The organism is Salipiger marinus (genome assembly GCF_035481585.1).
Classification (GTDB): Bacteria; Pseudomonadota; Alphaproteobacteria; order Rhodobacterales; family Rhodobacteraceae; genus Salipiger; species Salipiger marinus.
The window spans coordinates 23,120-39,025 of sequence record NZ_JAYKSL010000029.1 but is presented as its reverse complement, the minus strand read 5'-3'; the positions used below and the strand labels follow the sequence as shown (position 1 = coordinate 39,025).

Genomic DNA, 15,906 nt, shown 5'->3' with positions numbered 1-15,906 from the left:
CGTAGCGAAAAACTCCGGCTTCAAACGGTCCAGTTCTCAGGGGACAGATCAACACCAACCGGGCTCAAGTCGCAGCTGGATGAAAGTTCAGTGGCAGGTCACCGCCAGAAAATCATCACCTGAAAATATGCCGCTCTGTGGTTGCGAGAACCGTCAGGCCTGCTATCGCTGTCGCAGCAATTTCTGAACGGGATTTTTTTCGATGACTCCTATGATCACCCCCGTGCTTTTGTGTGGCGGCTCCGGTACCCGGCTCTGGCCGTTGTCGCGCAAGTCTTACCCCAAGCAGTTTGTGCCGCTGGTGGGGGAAGAGACGCTGTTTCAGGCCTCTGCAAAGCGCCTGTCGGGGCGCAGCGCTGATCTGGCCTTTGCCGCGCCGCTGGTGCTGACCAATTCCGATTTCCGCTTCATCGTCACCGAACAGCTGATGGCCATCGGCATTGATCCCGGCGCCATCCTGATCGAGCCGGAAGGCCGCAACACCGCCCCCGCCATTCTGGCCGCCGCCCTGCATGCCGTGGCCACCGACCCCGAGGCGATCCTGCTGATCGCGCCCTCCGACCATGTGGTGCCCGATGCGGAAGCCTTCCGCGCTGCCGTGGCCCGCGGGCTTGGCGCCGTGGCGCAGGGCGATCTGGTCACCTTCGGCATCACCCCCGACCGGCCCGAGACCGGCTATGGCTATCTGGAACTGGCCAGCGCCCCCGACGCCTCCGGGGCGCCGGTCAAGCTCAAGCGCTTTGTCGAAAAGCCCGATGCCGCGCGCGCGGCAGAGATGCTGGCCGAGGGCAGTTTCCTGTGGAATGCGGGCATTTTCCTGACCCGCGCCCGCGATCTGCTCGCCGCCTTCGAGACCCATGCCGCCGGTCTGATGGCGCCGGTCACGGCGGCGCTGGCCGAGGCCAAGCCCGATCTGGGCTTCCTGCGGCTGGCGCCGGGCCCGTGGTCCGAGGCGCCCGACATTTCCATCGATTATGCGGTGATGGAAAAGGCGCCGAACCTGTCGGTGGTGCCCTTCACCGCCGCATGGTCGGATCTGGGCGGCTGGGATGCGGTCTGGCGCGAAAGCGGCCCCGATGCGCAGGGGGTGGTGACCTCAAACGGGGCCATCGCCATCGACTGCGAAAACACCCTGCTGCGCTCGGACAGCGACCGGCTGGAAGTGGTGGGCATCGGGCTGAAGAACGTCATGGCCGTGGCCATGAACGACGCGGTGCTGGTGGCGGACATGAGCCGGGCGCAGGACGTGAAGCTGGCGGTCGAGGCGCTGAAGAAGAAAGGCGCGGCGCAGGCCACGCATTTCCCGAAAGACCACCGCCCCTGGGGCTGGTTCGAAAGCCTCGTGGTCGGCAACCGCTTTCAGGTCAAGCGCATCCTTGTCCATCCAGGTGCCGCCCTGTCGCTGCAGAGCCATTTCCACCGCTCCGAACACTGGATCGTGGTCGAGGGCACGGCGCGGGTCACCGTGGATGACAAGGTCACGCTGGTGACGGAAAACCAGTCGGTCTATCTGCCTCTGGGCTGCGTGCATCGCATGGAAAACCCCGGCCGCGTGCCCATGGTGCTGATCGAGGTCCAGACCGGCGCCTATGTCGGCGAGGATGACATCGTGCGCTACGAGGATGTCTACGCCCGCACCTGACGCGCCTGCCCGAAACCAGGCCCCTGTCCGGCGCACGGGGGCCTGTGCTCAGGCGGCCCCGGGCCGGGCGGGTCGAGCCGCAGCAGCAGATCCAGCGCTTGATCCGGGCTCTGGTCGCAGCGGGATGAAAGACCCATGGCAGGTCAGCCGCGTGCCGGCACGAACGGAAGCATGAAACCTGCGATGCGGGACACGGGGGGTAACCAGACATCGCCTATTACGGAAGCAGCTTGCCAAAGTCAGGGGATTATCATGCGAGTTCACCGAGAGATTTACAGCCGTCACATAATTCATTAAGTAGGCTTTTAGCTGAACGACGCCCGTAATAGAGCGGACGAGAGGACGAAGGTGGACCCTATAATTTTGCGCACACAACCAGCCTTACCGTTATGGAGTGAGTTTCCCTATATACAGCCATAATGGCAGCAAAGCGGTTTCATAACACTGTAATATTCTCGTGCCCTCTTTTCGTCCTCCTCTTCGGCAACTGGATGGAACGGTCAGACGTCCCAAGGGTAGCGTTCTGGTATCGACTATGCCCTTGGCGATCACGATCTCGGTCATTTGCGATACCTTCAATCTCGCTGGCGGCATGAACGAGCTCTCCAGCCTGATTGGGAGCACCGTTGCCATGTCGCTGGTGTTCATAGCAGGCCATTGCGAGGCCCTTAGAATCTCGATCTGGGGTGCTGTCGCTCTAGAAGATTTTTTCCTTTTAAACTACACACGTGGCAAGCTCTTCATGGGCGATGTGAGCGTATACGGCGGTGGCTATTTCCTAGCATGGCTGGGTATTCTCTCTTTGTACCAGATGTCGGCCTGACGCCGTTGATACTTATTTTTGTGTTCTCCTTGCCGCTCGCTGGCATCATCCTGACCACCACGCGCCGACGGCAAGTCGGCAAGCCTGCCAATCAACCAGGCCGTTTCTACTGCCACCAGTCCGGGCGCCGGTTCCTACTCATGCTCGCAAGCGCCAAGCTGATGCCGAACCGCGCTCATATAATGCCTGCGCTTCCCGGAAATCCCCATGGTTGTTGACATGCTCTCACACGAAGATCAGCGCTGGTATATCCTGCAACTCCGCCCAAACTGTCTGGGGCTGGCACTTCGGAACTTGGCTAGACAATCCTTCGAAGTGTTCAATCCGCAGCATTTCGTCTCCGTGCGACGTTCAGACGGTTTTCGGCAGCGCAAGGAACAGCTGTTCCCAGGTTATCTTTTCGTGTCTCTTGATCCAAATAGTGGTGCTTGGAGAAGCGTCAACAGCACGCGTGGCGTTGCCCGTCTCGTCTCCTTCGGCGGTCGCCCCACCCCCGTTCCCTTAGAGCTGATGTCCGGGCTTTTCTCGCGCTGTAATCAGGATGGCGAGCTTCTGCCGCCCGAGCAGCTGAGGGAGGGGGATCTGGTGCGCATTACATCCGGGCCCTTCGCGGATTTCACCACCACAATCGAAACGATCGACAAGGACCGTCGCGTCTGGGTCCTCCTCGACGTTCTCGGCCGGGCAACGCGCGTCAAAATGCGTGAGAACGAGTTGCGGCGCGCCTAGCCTTTCTCCGCCAGAGCGCTTCGCTCAGAAAGCAGGTCTGTCAGATGTGGGTCCCGATCTCACTGCAACAGGGCACGCCGTCCAAGCTAGGAAAATCAAGGCGTAACGCGCCTGTTCTGCCTTTCCCGATCTGCCATAAGATGGTAGCGTTCAAAAGTGAACGCAATTGACGCAGATCGTCCAAGCGTCGCCGGAGGCTGCCCCGAAGCGACCTCCGGTGCGGTAGCCGTGGGTGCGTGAAATGGTGAACGAGGGGCGCAAGGAGCTACAGGACGAAGTCCGGTTTCGCATTCTCGAGGAGATCGATCGCAATCCGGAAATTTCGCAACGCGAGCTGTCTCGTAGGTTAGGAACAAGTCTTGGGCGGGCGCATTACCTTCTGCGCGCCTTGGTCGAGAAAGGCTTCATCAAGATCGGCAACTTCTCGGCTGCCGAAGATAAAGTGCGCTACCGATACCTGCTGACCGCACGCGGCGCGGCGGAGAAGGCGGGCCTCACCCGGCGATTTCTGGCCCGCAAGCTGGCGGAGTACGACGCGCTGAAAATCGAGATCGAACGCTTACAGCGAGAAGTCGGGGAACAACCGCCCGGTGGCGCAGGTTCGACAGACCATCGGCGCTAGGGTTGCTTAAAAGTGATTTGGCGGACGCACGCGGCTTTACTCAATGGTTGCCTTCCGCGCTGTCTTTCTTGAGGGCATGGCTTGCCGGCACTCGCACCGGCGGCGGAGAGATTACGCTACCGGGCGCTTTGCAATTTCAAAATCTTCGGTGCGGGTTCCATTTCTCAAGCCTGTTTGACCGATCAGGACGAAACATTTTTACGGCGCGGTCGAAGAAGATCTCTCGCCTTACCAGAGCGGATGTGTGGAACGGGTCTGAAGCGCTATCCGGCGCCAAGCACTTCGACCGTGGTATCAAAGTCAAACTGAAAGACAAAAGGCCATGACCACATCTTACGACAGACACGCGCCAGGCGCCGCAGGACGCTTTCGCCGCTACTTCAAGAATTCCGCCTGGATAATGGCGGATAGTTTAGTATCCAACGGATTTTCCCTATTTGTTCTTGCTCTGGTAGCGCGTACGCTGGGTCCCGAGGAGTATGGCGCCTATGCATATGTTTTTTCCCTCGCATTGTTGTTTTCTGTCGTTGGCCAGATGGGTCTCGACGGACTAATGACGCGCGAGCTTATTGCTAAACCTGATTTAGAGGCCCAGACGCTTGGGACCGTTGGGGGAATGCGGTTTGCCGGCTACCTATTCGGTGCCATCTCGTGCCTAATATACGGATTTTGGATGCCAGGCCATTCATCCGTTGAGAAGAAACTATTCGTGGCAGCGTTCTTCTTTATCCTGCTGACGCCTGGCCCACTTATCATTGAGAATTGGTTTCGCAGTCGTTTGGAGGCTCGGTTTGCGTCCATGGCACGCATCGCCGGCACAATACTTGGCGGCATGATGAAGATTGGCGTTATTTCGCTCGGCTTCGGCGTGGTCTGGGTCGGCGTGGCGCAGGCACTTTCAGTCCTTGTCATAGCAGCGGTGTCAGTTTCACTATATCTATGGCGCGGAGGTCTCAGCCTCTGCAAATGGGAACTATCGCTTCATCGTGCAAAAGAGCTTTTCTCGGAAAGTTGGATGATCTTTCTGGGCTCAATCATGGCCATGGTATATCTAAAGATTGATCTGGTCATGCTCCGCTGGTGGACTGGTGTGGAAACAGTGGCAATTTATGCCATAGCTGCACGGATATCTGAGGTTTTCTACTTCGTCCCTGCCGCTCTGGTTGCCACCTTCTTCCCAAGACTAATACAACTTCGGGAAATATCGCGCGAAGCTTTCGAGGGCCGCCTGCAGATCTTCCTAGCACTCCTTACCGGTATTGCCTATGCCATCATGATCGGAATTGCGCTGTTCTCACCGGTATTGGTTGTGATGCTGTTCGGTGAAGCTTACGCAAGCGCAGTGCCGGTACTGCTCATACATATGTTCGCTATGCCTTTCGTCTTCATGCGCTATGCATTCTCGCGCTGGATCTTAATCGAGAAGTTAGCAATGTTCTCACTACTCACCCAAGGAACCGGCGCGGCTGCCAACGTGCTTCTTAATGTACTGCTAATTCCGCCTTTGGGCATGTCAGGGGCAGCACTTGCCACCGTTATTAGCTACGCAGCAGCGAGCTATCTCGCACTGCTGCTGTCACGCCGGACTCGTCCGGTCTTTGCGATGATGACGCGCGCCTTGGCGGCACCATGGATCGGAATTCGTGCCGCTTGGGCTATGCGAGATTGACAGGAGAAACGGGATGACGGAATCGTCGATTTCATACAATTTACGAAAGGTCTCACACGCTCCGGCAGTGCTTCTACTCAGGGTGCCTCGAAGAGCTTGGCACGGGCTGGCACGGAAACTGGCGGGCTTTGCCGGCACGAATGGTTTTCTAGCTTCACTCTACTTTACGTTTTTCTCGACACGGTTTTACCGTGAGCATCAGGCGGTCTTACAGGGAATAAATGCGTTCCGATCAACGCAATTATCTACCAAAACATCGTTCGGCGGATTTCGGCGCAATGTGCATCGAATAGAGAAGGGACTTGCCATGAAGCAGCGGCGGCCCCGATTCGGTGAGGGATATATCGGCGAGACAGTTGCCCAGTTTGCTGCGGCCCAGAGCGCAGGCAGCAGGATAGACTTTGGAGAGCGTAAATGGGCTGGGGACGTGCTCACAGCCTACTTCATGGCGGTTGAGGATTCTCCAGCGATAGCAGCGGCGAGGCTCCGTTTTGAAGAAACCGGATACAAGCCGAACCCTCAAGAGGTGCCATTCGTGCCCTATCCAAAATGCCGCGTGGAAAAGAGCGACATTACTTTCGAAGCATTGCACAAGTTGTTTCTTGAGCGCCGTTCGGTCCGTTGGTTTGAAGACCGTCCAATATCGGGCGAATTATTGGAGAAGGCAGTCGACGCTGCAGGTTTGGCTCCGACTGCGTGCAATCGGCAGCCCTATCGGTTCCACGTTTTTCACGGCGCGCAGGCTGAAGAAGTCGCAGATTTGGCCGGTGGCACTGCGGGATGGGCAAGCCAAATCCCTTGCGTAATAGTTGTAGTTGGCGATCTATCGAACTACGTCGAAGAGCGCGACAGGCACTTAATATATATCGACAGTGCCTTGGCCTCAATGCAACTTATGCTAGCCTTGCAGACCCTAGGTCTTTCGACCGTACCGATCAATTGGCCTGACGTCGCAGAGCGTGAAAGTCGCATGCAGCGCACGCTTGGTCTAAAGATATACGAGCGGCCCGTAATGTTGATCGGAGCAGGCTACGGAGCTACTGATGGCAAGATCCCGTATTCTCAAAAGAAGCCTATAGACCTGATGATGATCGGACATATTAATTCTGGAATTGTAAAATCCCAAGAAACTACCTAAAGAGTATATTATGAAAACCATTGAAATACGCAAAGCTGGCTTCACAAACAAGGGTGCTGAGATGATGCTGGTGGCTTCGGTCCAACAGCTCCGCCTGCGTTTACCCAGTGCCCGCCTAGTGGTGGCGCCTAATTACACGTTGCCATTCGAGCGGCGCGCAAAACTGGGGCTTTGGCACCGGGCAGAAATGATAAAGAAAGGATACGATTTAGGCCGGGCTGTGGAAGCACTTCCTGGCAAGTTGCGGGAGCGGTACGGCTTTGTGACTAGCGCCGAGGTAGACGTGATCCTCGACGCAGCGGGTTTCGCCTATTCCGACCAGTGGGGCTCCGCTCCAATTTTTGAACTGGACAAACGGGCTGCGCGTTGGAAAGAAGCTGGAAAAAAGATAATTCTGCTACCGCAGGCGTTTGGACCGTTTGAGAAACCAGGCGCAGCAGACGCAATACGCCGAATTGCAGATCGTGCTACGCTGATATATGCACGCGACAGGCAGTCATATCACTACCTAGTTCACGCGGTAGGCGAGCGCGAGAGCATCAGGATTTCTCCGGACTTCACCACGCTTCTCAGGCCAACTTACTGTAGCACGATCGCGAAGGGCGAAGGCGCAGTCGCAGTTGTTCCTAACGCGCGCATGCTGGATATGACTGGTCTGGCGGTAAAAGACATTTACGAAAGCTTCTTGCTTGAGGCGATCGATCGACTTCAGGCTGCGGGGCTGACTCCTTTCTTCCTCATCCATGAAACGTTGGACGATCTCGCCTTAGCGAGGCGAATCAATGCAGCGCGGGGAGAGCCCTTGGAGATCCGTGAAGTCGAGGACGCTGTCGCGGCGAAAGGACTCATTGCACAGTGCGACGGCCTCATTGGGAGCCGGTACCACGCTCTCGTCAGCGCTCTCGACCAAGCGGTCCCAGCAATTGGAACAGGCTGGAGTCACAAGTACCAAGAGCTTTTTAATGACTATGACTACGGTGAGGGGTTGGTAGACATTCCCCTTTCTACAGTGGATTTCGATGCCAAGCTTGCGCCGCTTCTGTCCTCGGAAGGGCGGGCAGAGATATCACGGCGACTCAGTACTGCCTCAAGAAAGATCGAAGCCAAGGTCTCGGCGATGTGGGACGAGATAGAAGCGGTTATCGCAGCATGAGTGGAGATCGTTCAGTCGGCATTGGCCTGCATAGAGACTTCAATCAAGCCCAGCATAAGTCCGTTCTATTCTTCCAACATTCTAGCAATAACGGCGGTGCCCCGCGTAGCCTCAAGCAGATCGTTACAGCGTACGAGTCGGAGTTCGGCCCACAAACAGTGCTATTCATCCGGCCGGGGCCGGTGCTGGAAACGTACAAGGACGTCCGGTCTAAGCTAATCTGTGGCAAGGTTTTGATGCCCTTCCACGGATCTGAGGTCAGCGGAATGACTTGGAAGCTTGCGGTTCGCAATATTCTTGGATTGCTGGCAGTTCCAGGTGCCTACGTCAAATACCTGCGCGGCTATGATGTCGTTTACTTTAACTCCTCGGCGCTTTGCTTCTACGGGTTAATGGTAAAAATTTTCTCACCGAAGACACGGGTGATCTACCACGTCCGTGAGCCGCTCCTTAACAATGGTTGGGGCGCGGTGATCCGTGCGGCTCTTCGGCGATCAGCTGATTACGTTATTGCGATCTCGAAGAACGAGATGGCCAATCTGCGTGTGCCGGACGTTCCAGGCGAAGTGGCTTATAATTATGTGCATTCTAACGAATATCCGCCACAGCGGGGCAACTCACTGCACCGCCGTGACTCCAAAGTGCAAGCTGACAACTTCGTAGTTGGGTACTTCGCCCGCGTAGATATTAAGAACGGCATCAATGACTTTCTCGAAATCGCACGCCGGTTCGAGGAAGACTCCACGGTCGCGTTCTGTATCTATGGTCATACCGGGCACGAAACGGGTCAAGTGCAGGAACTGATTGTATCGGCCGGCCCTAACGTCCACGTGTATCCGATGGTCTTTGACGTCCCGGAGAACCTTGGCGATCTGGACTTGCTGCTAGTGCCGTTTCGGGCCCCGCATTTCTCGCGCTCCGTGATCGAGGCTGCGATGCTGGGCGTGCCGTCGATCATCTACGACATCGTCAGTGTGAACGAAACTGTTAAGGATGGCGAAACCGGCTTTGTTGTGCCGCTTGGCGATGTGGCCGCAATGGGTGATCGACTGGCACAGTTGAAGGCCAATCCAGAATTGCAAGCCCGCCTCTCCGCTAATGCGCGTAAATTCGCGATCGAGAACTTTTCTGAACGCAACTACCGGCAAATCAGGGATGCCATCCATGCGCAAACTTCTGCACAGACTTGATCATGTCCTATGCCGTCTGGCTAACCGGGTGATCTTCCGGCTGAACCGGGTCGAGTGCCTAACCGATCTTGCCAACATTACTGGCACTTTGCGTCTCGCCGGCAATGGCCGTATCCGCATCGGTGCCCGCACAAGGATGAACTCGGGCCCGCGCCGCAACCCCATCGGTGGCGATACCAAACTAACGCTGGTCTGCCGTCGCGGCGGAGAGATCGATATCGGCCCGGATTGTGGCTTGTCGAATTGTGCGATCGTGGCCGACAGCAAGGTTGTGCTGGAGGCCGAGGTAATGCTCGGCGGAGGGGTTAAGATTTATGATACCGACTTTCACAATGTTGATCCTAAGCTTCGCCGCGCCGAACACGCCGGCACCTATCACGGCGTGTCACGCCCGGTGTTGATCCGGCGCAATGCCTTCATCGGCGCTCATTCTATCATCCTCAAGGGGGTAACCATCGGCGAAAATAGTGTAATCGGCGCAGGAAGCGTGGTTAGCCGCGACATTCCGGACAACGAGATTTGGGCCGGAAATCCCGCTACCTTGGTTCGCCAAATCACTCCATCTTAAGCGGCCCGAGCGTTGCTATGAATGTTCTAAGCGCCTTTACCAGCGAGGTTTTCGACCTCTTGTACGGTGCAAGTTGTGTCATGTCTGCCGAACGCACAGCTTCATTAGCCATCAGGAGTCGCTAGATGCCCGCAAATCACCCGAGTCGACCGTTGCTGTCGATCATTACCATTATGCGAAACGCGCATGATGGATTTCTGCGCACAGCCGACAGCGTCGTCGCCAGCAAGCCGGACTGGTGCGAATGGATTGTAATCGACGGCGGTTCGACCGACGGCACACTAGAACGTGTGGCTTCGTATCGGTCCTCGATGCAGTATTTTGTCTCGGAGCCTGATGAAGGAATTGCCGATGCGTTTAATAAAGGGATCGCTCGATCCACAGCCGACTATGTGCTTTTTCTGAATGCCGGCGATGAATTGCTACCAAATGTCTATGTCCGGCTAGGTCCCATCCTGTCAGACCCGCGCAACGCCCCGGCCATCGTCGGACAAATCCGCATGAACGGGCGCTACTATGGCCGCCCGATTAAGTTCTGGCGTCAGTTCGGCCGGAACTATCTTCCACATCAGGCGATGTTGATCCGTCGCAGCCTGTTTCGGTTGCTGGGAAATTACGACGTCACCCGACGGTTTGGCATGGACTATGAATGGAGTCTTAGACTGAAATCAAGGTGGAGCAAGATTTGGTTTGTTCCACTTCCGATCTCCGATATGGAAGCCGGTGGAATCAGTATGACTAATTACGAAAAAACTTTTGCCAGCTATCATCAGGCACGACTAAAAAACTGCCCTCGGCATCAAGCTCTTTCGAAAATCCTTGAAAAGTTCTTTGTCGCCAAAGTCAAAATCGGACGCGTCGTTCGCGGTTTGAGCAAGAGCTTATATTCAAAACTCAAGAGCAGCGGTTGAGCTGAAGATCATAATTTCATCTGCCATGACTTCGGGGGAGGTTCTCCATACAATGGTTTTTATCCTGAAGTCGTTCATCATGGGAAGAATGCCTCTTGCATTTTGGGGAAAGATTTAAAAGGGATAATTGACTGTCGTGTTTCATTCCTCCGACCGTTACTCCGGAACTAGGTGCCACAATAGGTAGTGATAATACGACAGCTGATTTTTGGAATTGAACCCTTGCACCATAGACTTCAGGTGTTTGATCCCACGGTTTGATGGTGCGATCCTTTCTCAGGAAAGGACGGAAGCATTATTGGGGAGGTTCGTCATGGGAGCGCCACGACCACGCACACCGTCAGAGCTGCAACATAACGAACGCAAGCTTCGCTCGCGACGCTGCGCCGGCAGCTAAGGATCAATCCCAAGACAGTCGCGAAGTGGCGCAAAGACCAGACGATCAAGGCTCTCAAGACAGGGCCGAAGGAGCCACGTTAGACAGTCTTGGCCGAAGCGGAGGAGACAGCGTCATCGCGTTCCGAAGACACCCGCTGCTGTCCCCTCGATGCCTGCTAGAACACGGGAATCCGAAGTATGCTCAACCTTGGCCATGGCCCGTCTCCTCTGTAGTTTGGTTGACAAAACCACCATAGAGACCCGAAGCTCGGTTATGGCCGCCTGCTGCGCAATTTTGGGGGCTGTGCAGGCCGCCATAACCTTCAACAATGCGTCATTCCCAACATGCTACGGCATCCAATTTGCCGAGAAACCCCGGAACCGGAACACCATCTACTCTAGGCCCACGAGCTTCGACATGATATGTAAGGCCAACGGTGTCGAACATCGCATAAAGAAGCTTAATCACCCGTGGACTAATGGGCAGGTTGAGCGGAGCGGATGAACAGGAAAATCATGGGTGCGACCGACTCACTCATTCTAACGCTATCCACCAGATGTTGGGACTAAACACCTAACCGAGGAATGGATTACATAGTTTTTTATGCCCCAGCCATAATGGCGCGATTAGAGTTCTTGTTGGAGGTTATTGTGAAGATGGAACCGAGCGGACCAAGTATACCGGAACACGCGCCACGTAAACTTTATGGTCACGACGGCGTATTCTTTGCGTTAGTTAATCTTCAAAATATTATTCGGTTTATATTGTGACAAACCAGCATGCGTCGTGAGGCAAATATTTGAACGGTTATAGTCTTTCGAAGCGGGCAGTAGAAGAGTCTCTGTTCTGCGTTGCACTTGCGTTTTCATGCCTCGTTTTGCCATCAAAGGTGCTTCGTGCTGCAGTTGGCCTTGAGCTTTCGGCACTCTTTGGGGCCGCATTTATGCTTCTTGCTTCTCTAGCATTTTTGACGCGCAAGGTCCGAGTACATAATAACAGCTTTTGGTTGGCATTTAGCATGGCGCTCATCGGAGGGCTGGCTTCAGTTATCGCGAGCTCCCCAACACACCTTATGCTTGGGGTGTCCGCCGGTTTCACGGTATATATAAGTGAATCGTGTCGCCTTGCGCTGGTCGGCAAACGTGTAGCGACTTTCTTTTTGCTGTCGTCCTATTTAGCGCTACTCTCTTCCGCAATTGGGATCGCGTATGCCTACTTCGGGGGCATGCCCTTATTTTCCGTGCATGTAGACGGCAGGGATAACTTACTATATTTGAGTACTTTCTCGGTGGCGGAAGTGGGCGGGTTTATCAGACCCTCCTGGATATTTGATGAACCTGGCGCCTTGGCAATGTATCTTGTTATAGCTGCCGTGTTTATTATTCGCGAGGGCTCATTCCGGAATCATTTAAAATTTATTTTGCCCGCCTCGCTTCTGACCACCTCTTTGGTTATGTTTCTTATCGTTCTGCTATATTTAGTATTGACCTTTAGGATCAAACGTTCTCTGAAGCTCTTGCTTGGGACGCTTCTAACTTGCGGGGTGATCCTTACTATCATGCCGGGGGTATTCGATTTGATAGGCAGTTTTATTGAGGGTGCTTTCTTAGACCGTTTGGCGCTTGAAGATGGACGAGTTGCAGGCGACAATAGAAGCAACCAGGTGATCGAGTTCTTCAGCCTCCTGAATAGTGATATCCTTTGGCGGGGCGCTTTCGCGTTACACTCCCCGCCACCCTTTCATGATCAGTCATCGCATCCGTTTTCAATAATTTTTTTCTACGGAATTTTACTTTGGCTGCCGTATGCAGGCGTCGTCATAATTCTCATTTCTGGATGCTTGCTTAAAGAGGGAAATGCGCGTTTTGCGAGTGCCGCAATGCTCCTACTTCTATTGCAACGGCCATATTTGTATCATTTAGCGTGGATGATTCAGGTAATATTTGCACTATCATTACTAGGTGTGTTCCGCCTCCAACTGTCCGGCGCGTTTGACCGTTCCGAACGTTGATCTTGACAGCATGCAGAATGTATATTCAGGGCGGAAAAGTTTACCCTTGTTGCCATGGGACATGGACATGACGTCCGACAGGGCCGCAGAGGCCGCTCAAATCCACTATGACAGGCTGACGGCATGATTGATCCCCTCCGCATCTTGCTTCTAACGTCAAAGCTATCCCCGGCAGCCGGCGGACTAGCCGTCTCCGTGCCGGGCCTTGCGCACTACCTGGATCCGCTGCCGGGTGTGGAAATGCATGTTATGGGTACGATCGACCCTTCCGACCCCGCGGCGGCAAAGTCTTGGGGGCCACGCGTGCAGGGCTTTCCCGTGAAAGGTCCGCAGGCCGCGCAATATGCGCCCCAGATGGCCGGAGCCATCGCCGCGCTGAACCCGGACCTTGTAGACGTTCAGGGTCTCTGGACTTATCCTTCGATGGCAAACCTTCGACATTCGACGAAGACTGGCGCGCGGTACATCGTGACGCCGCGCGGCATGCTCGATCCATGGGCGCGCAGGAACTCCGCTTGGAAGAAGAAGATCGCGGGCATTGTCTATGAATATGCACATCTGAGGGGCGCCTTCGTCCTCCGCGCGACTGCTGAGATGGAGGCACAGCACTTCCGCGACATGGGATTGATAAATCCCATAGCGGTGGTGCCAAACGGACTGAACCTCCCTGATCTCGCTCCGCGCACGGATCACACGTTGCGCTCTATTCTATTCTTAAGCCGTATTCACCCTAAGAAGGGGGTGAATTACCTGCTGCGTTCTTGGGCAGCTCTGCACGCGAACTTCCCCACTTGGGAGATCGTCATAGCCGGTATCGACGAGAACGGCTACGAGGCTAGGCTCAAGGCTCAAGCCCGAAAGTTAGGTCTGCCCCGCGTCCGTTTTGTGGGCGAGGTACACGGCATCGCCAAGGAAACACTGTATCGCGATGCAGATTTATTCGTTTTGCCGACGCACGCCGAGAACTTCGGCCTTGTGGTGGCAGAGGCTTTGGCTCAGGAAACTCCGGTTATTACTACTCAGAACGCTCCGTGGGAGGGTCTGGAGGCACAGGGCTGCGGATGGTGGATCAATCTTGACCAAGAGCGGCTAACGGAGAGCATTCGGTTCGCCTTGTCTCGCCCAGCCGAGGATCTCAAGCAGATGGGGATACGAGGGCGCGCTTGGGTGCAGCGCGATTTTGCGATGGATCGGGTTGCTGACAAGATGCGTGAAGTCTACCTTTGGGCTGCCGGACGTGCGTCCAGGCCGGAGACGGTGCATGACTGAACCCGCCCAACGCCTTGACCTCTTTAAGAATTCGAACTTTGAGCGCGGGGCATCCAAGCTGACTGAACTGATCTGGATGATGGTTCAGGCGTGGTTCTTCGGGTCGTGGCTGCCAGGATCTGGCTGGCGGGTGCGGCTGCTACGTGCATTCGGTGCCACTATCGGTCAGGGCGTTGTGATCAAGCCGCATGTGACGGTAAAATTCCCTTGGCGCCTCAAGATAGGCAGCCATGTTTGGATAGGCGAGCGCGTTTGGATAGACAATCTCGCACAGGTGACGCTGTGCGATCACGCCTGCATCTCGCAGGGAGCTTATCTCTGCACCGGTAGCCATGACTGGTCCGCCCAGGCGTTCACATTGGTCACGAAACCTATCTTCGTTGGAAAGGGCGCTTGGGTCGGCGCCCGCTCCAGCCTCGCCCCCGGCGCGGTGCTGGGGGATGGCGCAATACTTGCCATGGGCTCTCTGGGGCGGGGCCGGATACCCGCCATGACCGTGCATCGCGCTGATGGGAAGAGCCTAGAACGGCAGCTTCACACGTCTTCTGGCAAAGTTGCCGAATAGCGCGTAAGACCGCATGTCTTTTTCACCGGCACGGCCCAGTCGGATCAGCCTGTATTCTGATCGCGGGGCGGCAGGTGCCGTCCGTTTGCGATGGAGGAAGACATGCGGAACACCCATGGAACGATCTACGTCGGAATTGATGTGTCGAAGGACAAGCTCGCGGTCGCGCTCGCGGGCGGAGAGCGCGGGGACGAGGTGCTGAGCCTGGGCACGTTCGAGAACACACCCGCCAGCGTCGACAAGCTGCTAAAGAAGCTTTCCGGGCGCGGTGACATCTCGGCCTGCTACGAGGCCGGGCCGACGGGCTACGGTCTTTACCGCCAGATACGCGCCGCCGGCTGCGCCTGCTGCGTGGTTGCGCCGTCCCTGATCCCGGTCAGGGCGGGAGAGCGGGTCAAGACCGATCGACTTGATGCCATGCGCCTCGCGCGCCTTCTGCGTGCTGGAGAATTGACCCCCGTCTGGGTCCCCGACGAGACACATGAGGCGATGCGCGATCTGGTCCGGGCCCGGGAAAGCGCCGCAGAGGATCAGCGCCACAAGCGCCAGCTCGTCTCGGCCTTCGTGCTGCGTCACGGGCGGATCTATCATCGCTCCAAGCCTTGGACGATGCGATATCGGCGCTGGCTGCAGACCCTGACGTTCGACCATCCCGCACACCAGATCGCGTTGCAGGAAATGCTCCAAGCGGAACGCAATGCCTCGGAGCGGCTGGAGCGGCTCACGGGGCACATCGAGGCTCTGGTGCCGGACTGGACCTTGGCACCAGCTGTGAACGCGCTTCAAGCGCTGCGGGGCGTCGCGCTGATCAGCGCCGTCACCTTCATGGCCGAAATCGGCGATGTGCGGCGGTTCGAGACACCGGTGAAGCTGATGGCATATCTTGGGCTTGTCCCGAGCGAATACTCGACCGGCAAGACGACACGGCGCGGAGGCATCACCCGCGCTGGTAATGCCCGTGTGCGGCACAAGCTGATCGAGGGGGCCTGGACCTATCGTCTGCAGGCACGTCCGGGCGAGCGGAAGCTCTACATCCTGAAGGAGCAGTCGCCAGAAGTTCAGGACATTGCCTGGAAGGCACAGTCCCGCCTGACGGCGCGATATCGCAAGCTCAGCCAGCGCGGTAAGAAGTCGACTGTCGTCACCGCGGCGATCGCGCGGGAGATGGCGGCGTTTATGTGGGACATTGCCCGTCGCACCATGCCCGCGCGCTGAACTTGCCCCCCAAANGGTAAGA

The 15,906-nt window shown here is 56.2% G+C and carries 14 protein-coding genes; all 14 read left to right on the top strand.

Annotated elements, in window-relative coordinates:
• The first annotated feature begins 211 nt into the window (after window positions 1-211).
• The 14 genes from VK682_RS24225 (at window position 212) to VK682_RS24160 (ending at window position 15,884) form a co-directional block, all read left to right on the top strand.
• Entirely contained in the window at window positions 212-1,642 is a 1,431-nt protein-coding gene (locus VK682_RS24225) for a mannose-1-phosphate guanylyltransferase/mannose-6-phosphate isomerase (protein ID WP_324782708.1), read from the top strand.
• A 541-nt stretch (window positions 1,643-2,183) separates the two neighbouring features.
• The gene (locus VK682_RS24220) at window positions 2,184-2,465 is read left to right on the top strand and encodes an MraY family glycosyltransferase (protein WP_324782707.1); all 282 of its coding nucleotides are present in this window, start codon (window positions 2,184-2,186) and stop codon (window positions 2,463-2,465) included.
• 207 nt (window positions 2,466-2,672) lie between these two features.
• The gene (gene nusG / locus VK682_RS24215; RefSeq protein WP_324782706.1) at window positions 2,673-3,194 is read left to right on the top strand and encodes a transcription termination/antitermination protein NusG; all 522 of its coding nucleotides are present in this window, start codon (window positions 2,673-2,675) and stop codon (window positions 3,192-3,194) included.
• Between the two features lie 241 nt (window positions 3,195-3,435).
• On the top strand, window positions 3,436-3,816 hold the full coding sequence (locus VK682_RS24210) for a MarR family EPS-associated transcriptional regulator (RefSeq protein ID WP_324782705.1): 381 nt from the start codon (window positions 3,436-3,438) through the stop codon (window positions 3,814-3,816).
• 322 nt (window positions 3,817-4,138) lie between these two features.
• Window positions 4,139-5,485, top strand: a complete 1,347-nt coding sequence (locus VK682_RS24205) for a flippase (RefSeq protein WP_324782704.1) — start codon at window positions 4,139-4,141, stop codon at window positions 5,483-5,485.
• A 13-nt stretch (window positions 5,486-5,498) separates the two neighbouring features.
• Complete coding sequence (locus tag VK682_RS24200; protein WP_324782703.1) at window positions 5,499-6,623, top strand: nitroreductase family protein; 1,125 nt, start codon at window positions 5,499-5,501, stop codon at window positions 6,621-6,623.
• A gap of 10 nt (window positions 6,624-6,633) precedes the next feature.
• Window positions 6,634-7,776, top strand: a complete 1,143-nt coding sequence (locus VK682_RS24195) for a polysaccharide pyruvyl transferase family protein (RefSeq protein ID WP_324782702.1) — start codon at window positions 6,634-6,636, stop codon at window positions 7,774-7,776.
• A 266-nt stretch (window positions 7,777-8,042) separates the two neighbouring features.
• Window positions 8,043-8,966: a glycosyltransferase family 4 protein gene (locus VK682_RS24190; protein ID WP_324782701.1), complete on the top strand. Its 924-nt coding sequence runs from the start codon at window positions 8,043-8,045 to the stop codon at window positions 8,964-8,966.
• Window positions 8,941-9,534, top strand: coding sequence for an acyltransferase (locus tag VK682_RS24185; protein ID WP_324782700.1), 594 nt, complete (start codon window positions 8,941-8,943; stop codon window positions 9,532-9,534). Before VK682_RS24190 ends, VK682_RS24185 begins: the two co-directional genes overlap by 26 nt.
• A gap of 125 nt (window positions 9,535-9,659) precedes the next feature.
• Entirely contained in the window at window positions 9,660-10,445 is a 786-nt protein-coding gene (locus tag VK682_RS24180) for a glycosyltransferase family 2 protein (RefSeq protein ID WP_324782699.1), read from the top strand.
• A 1,178-nt stretch (window positions 10,446-11,623) separates the two neighbouring features.
• On the top strand, window positions 11,624-12,835 hold the full coding sequence (locus tag VK682_RS24175; protein ID WP_324782698.1) for a hypothetical protein: 1,212 nt from the start codon (window positions 11,624-11,626) through the stop codon (window positions 12,833-12,835).
• 123 nt (window positions 12,836-12,958) lie between these two features.
• Window positions 12,959-14,104: a glycosyltransferase gene (locus VK682_RS24170; protein WP_324782697.1), complete on the top strand. Its 1,146-nt coding sequence runs from the start codon at window positions 12,959-12,961 to the stop codon at window positions 14,102-14,104.
• Window positions 14,097-14,669: a WcaF family extracellular polysaccharide biosynthesis acetyltransferase gene (locus VK682_RS24165; protein WP_324782696.1), complete on the top strand. Its 573-nt coding sequence runs from the start codon at window positions 14,097-14,099 to the stop codon at window positions 14,667-14,669. Before VK682_RS24170 ends, VK682_RS24165 begins: the two co-directional genes overlap by 8 nt.
• Before the next feature lie 102 nt (window positions 14,670-14,771).
• On the top strand, window positions 14,772-15,884 hold the full coding sequence (locus VK682_RS24160) for an IS110 family RNA-guided transposase (protein ID WP_324782695.1): 1,113 nt from the start codon (window positions 14,772-14,774) through the stop codon (window positions 15,882-15,884).
• Window positions 15,885-15,906 lie beyond the last annotated feature (22 nt).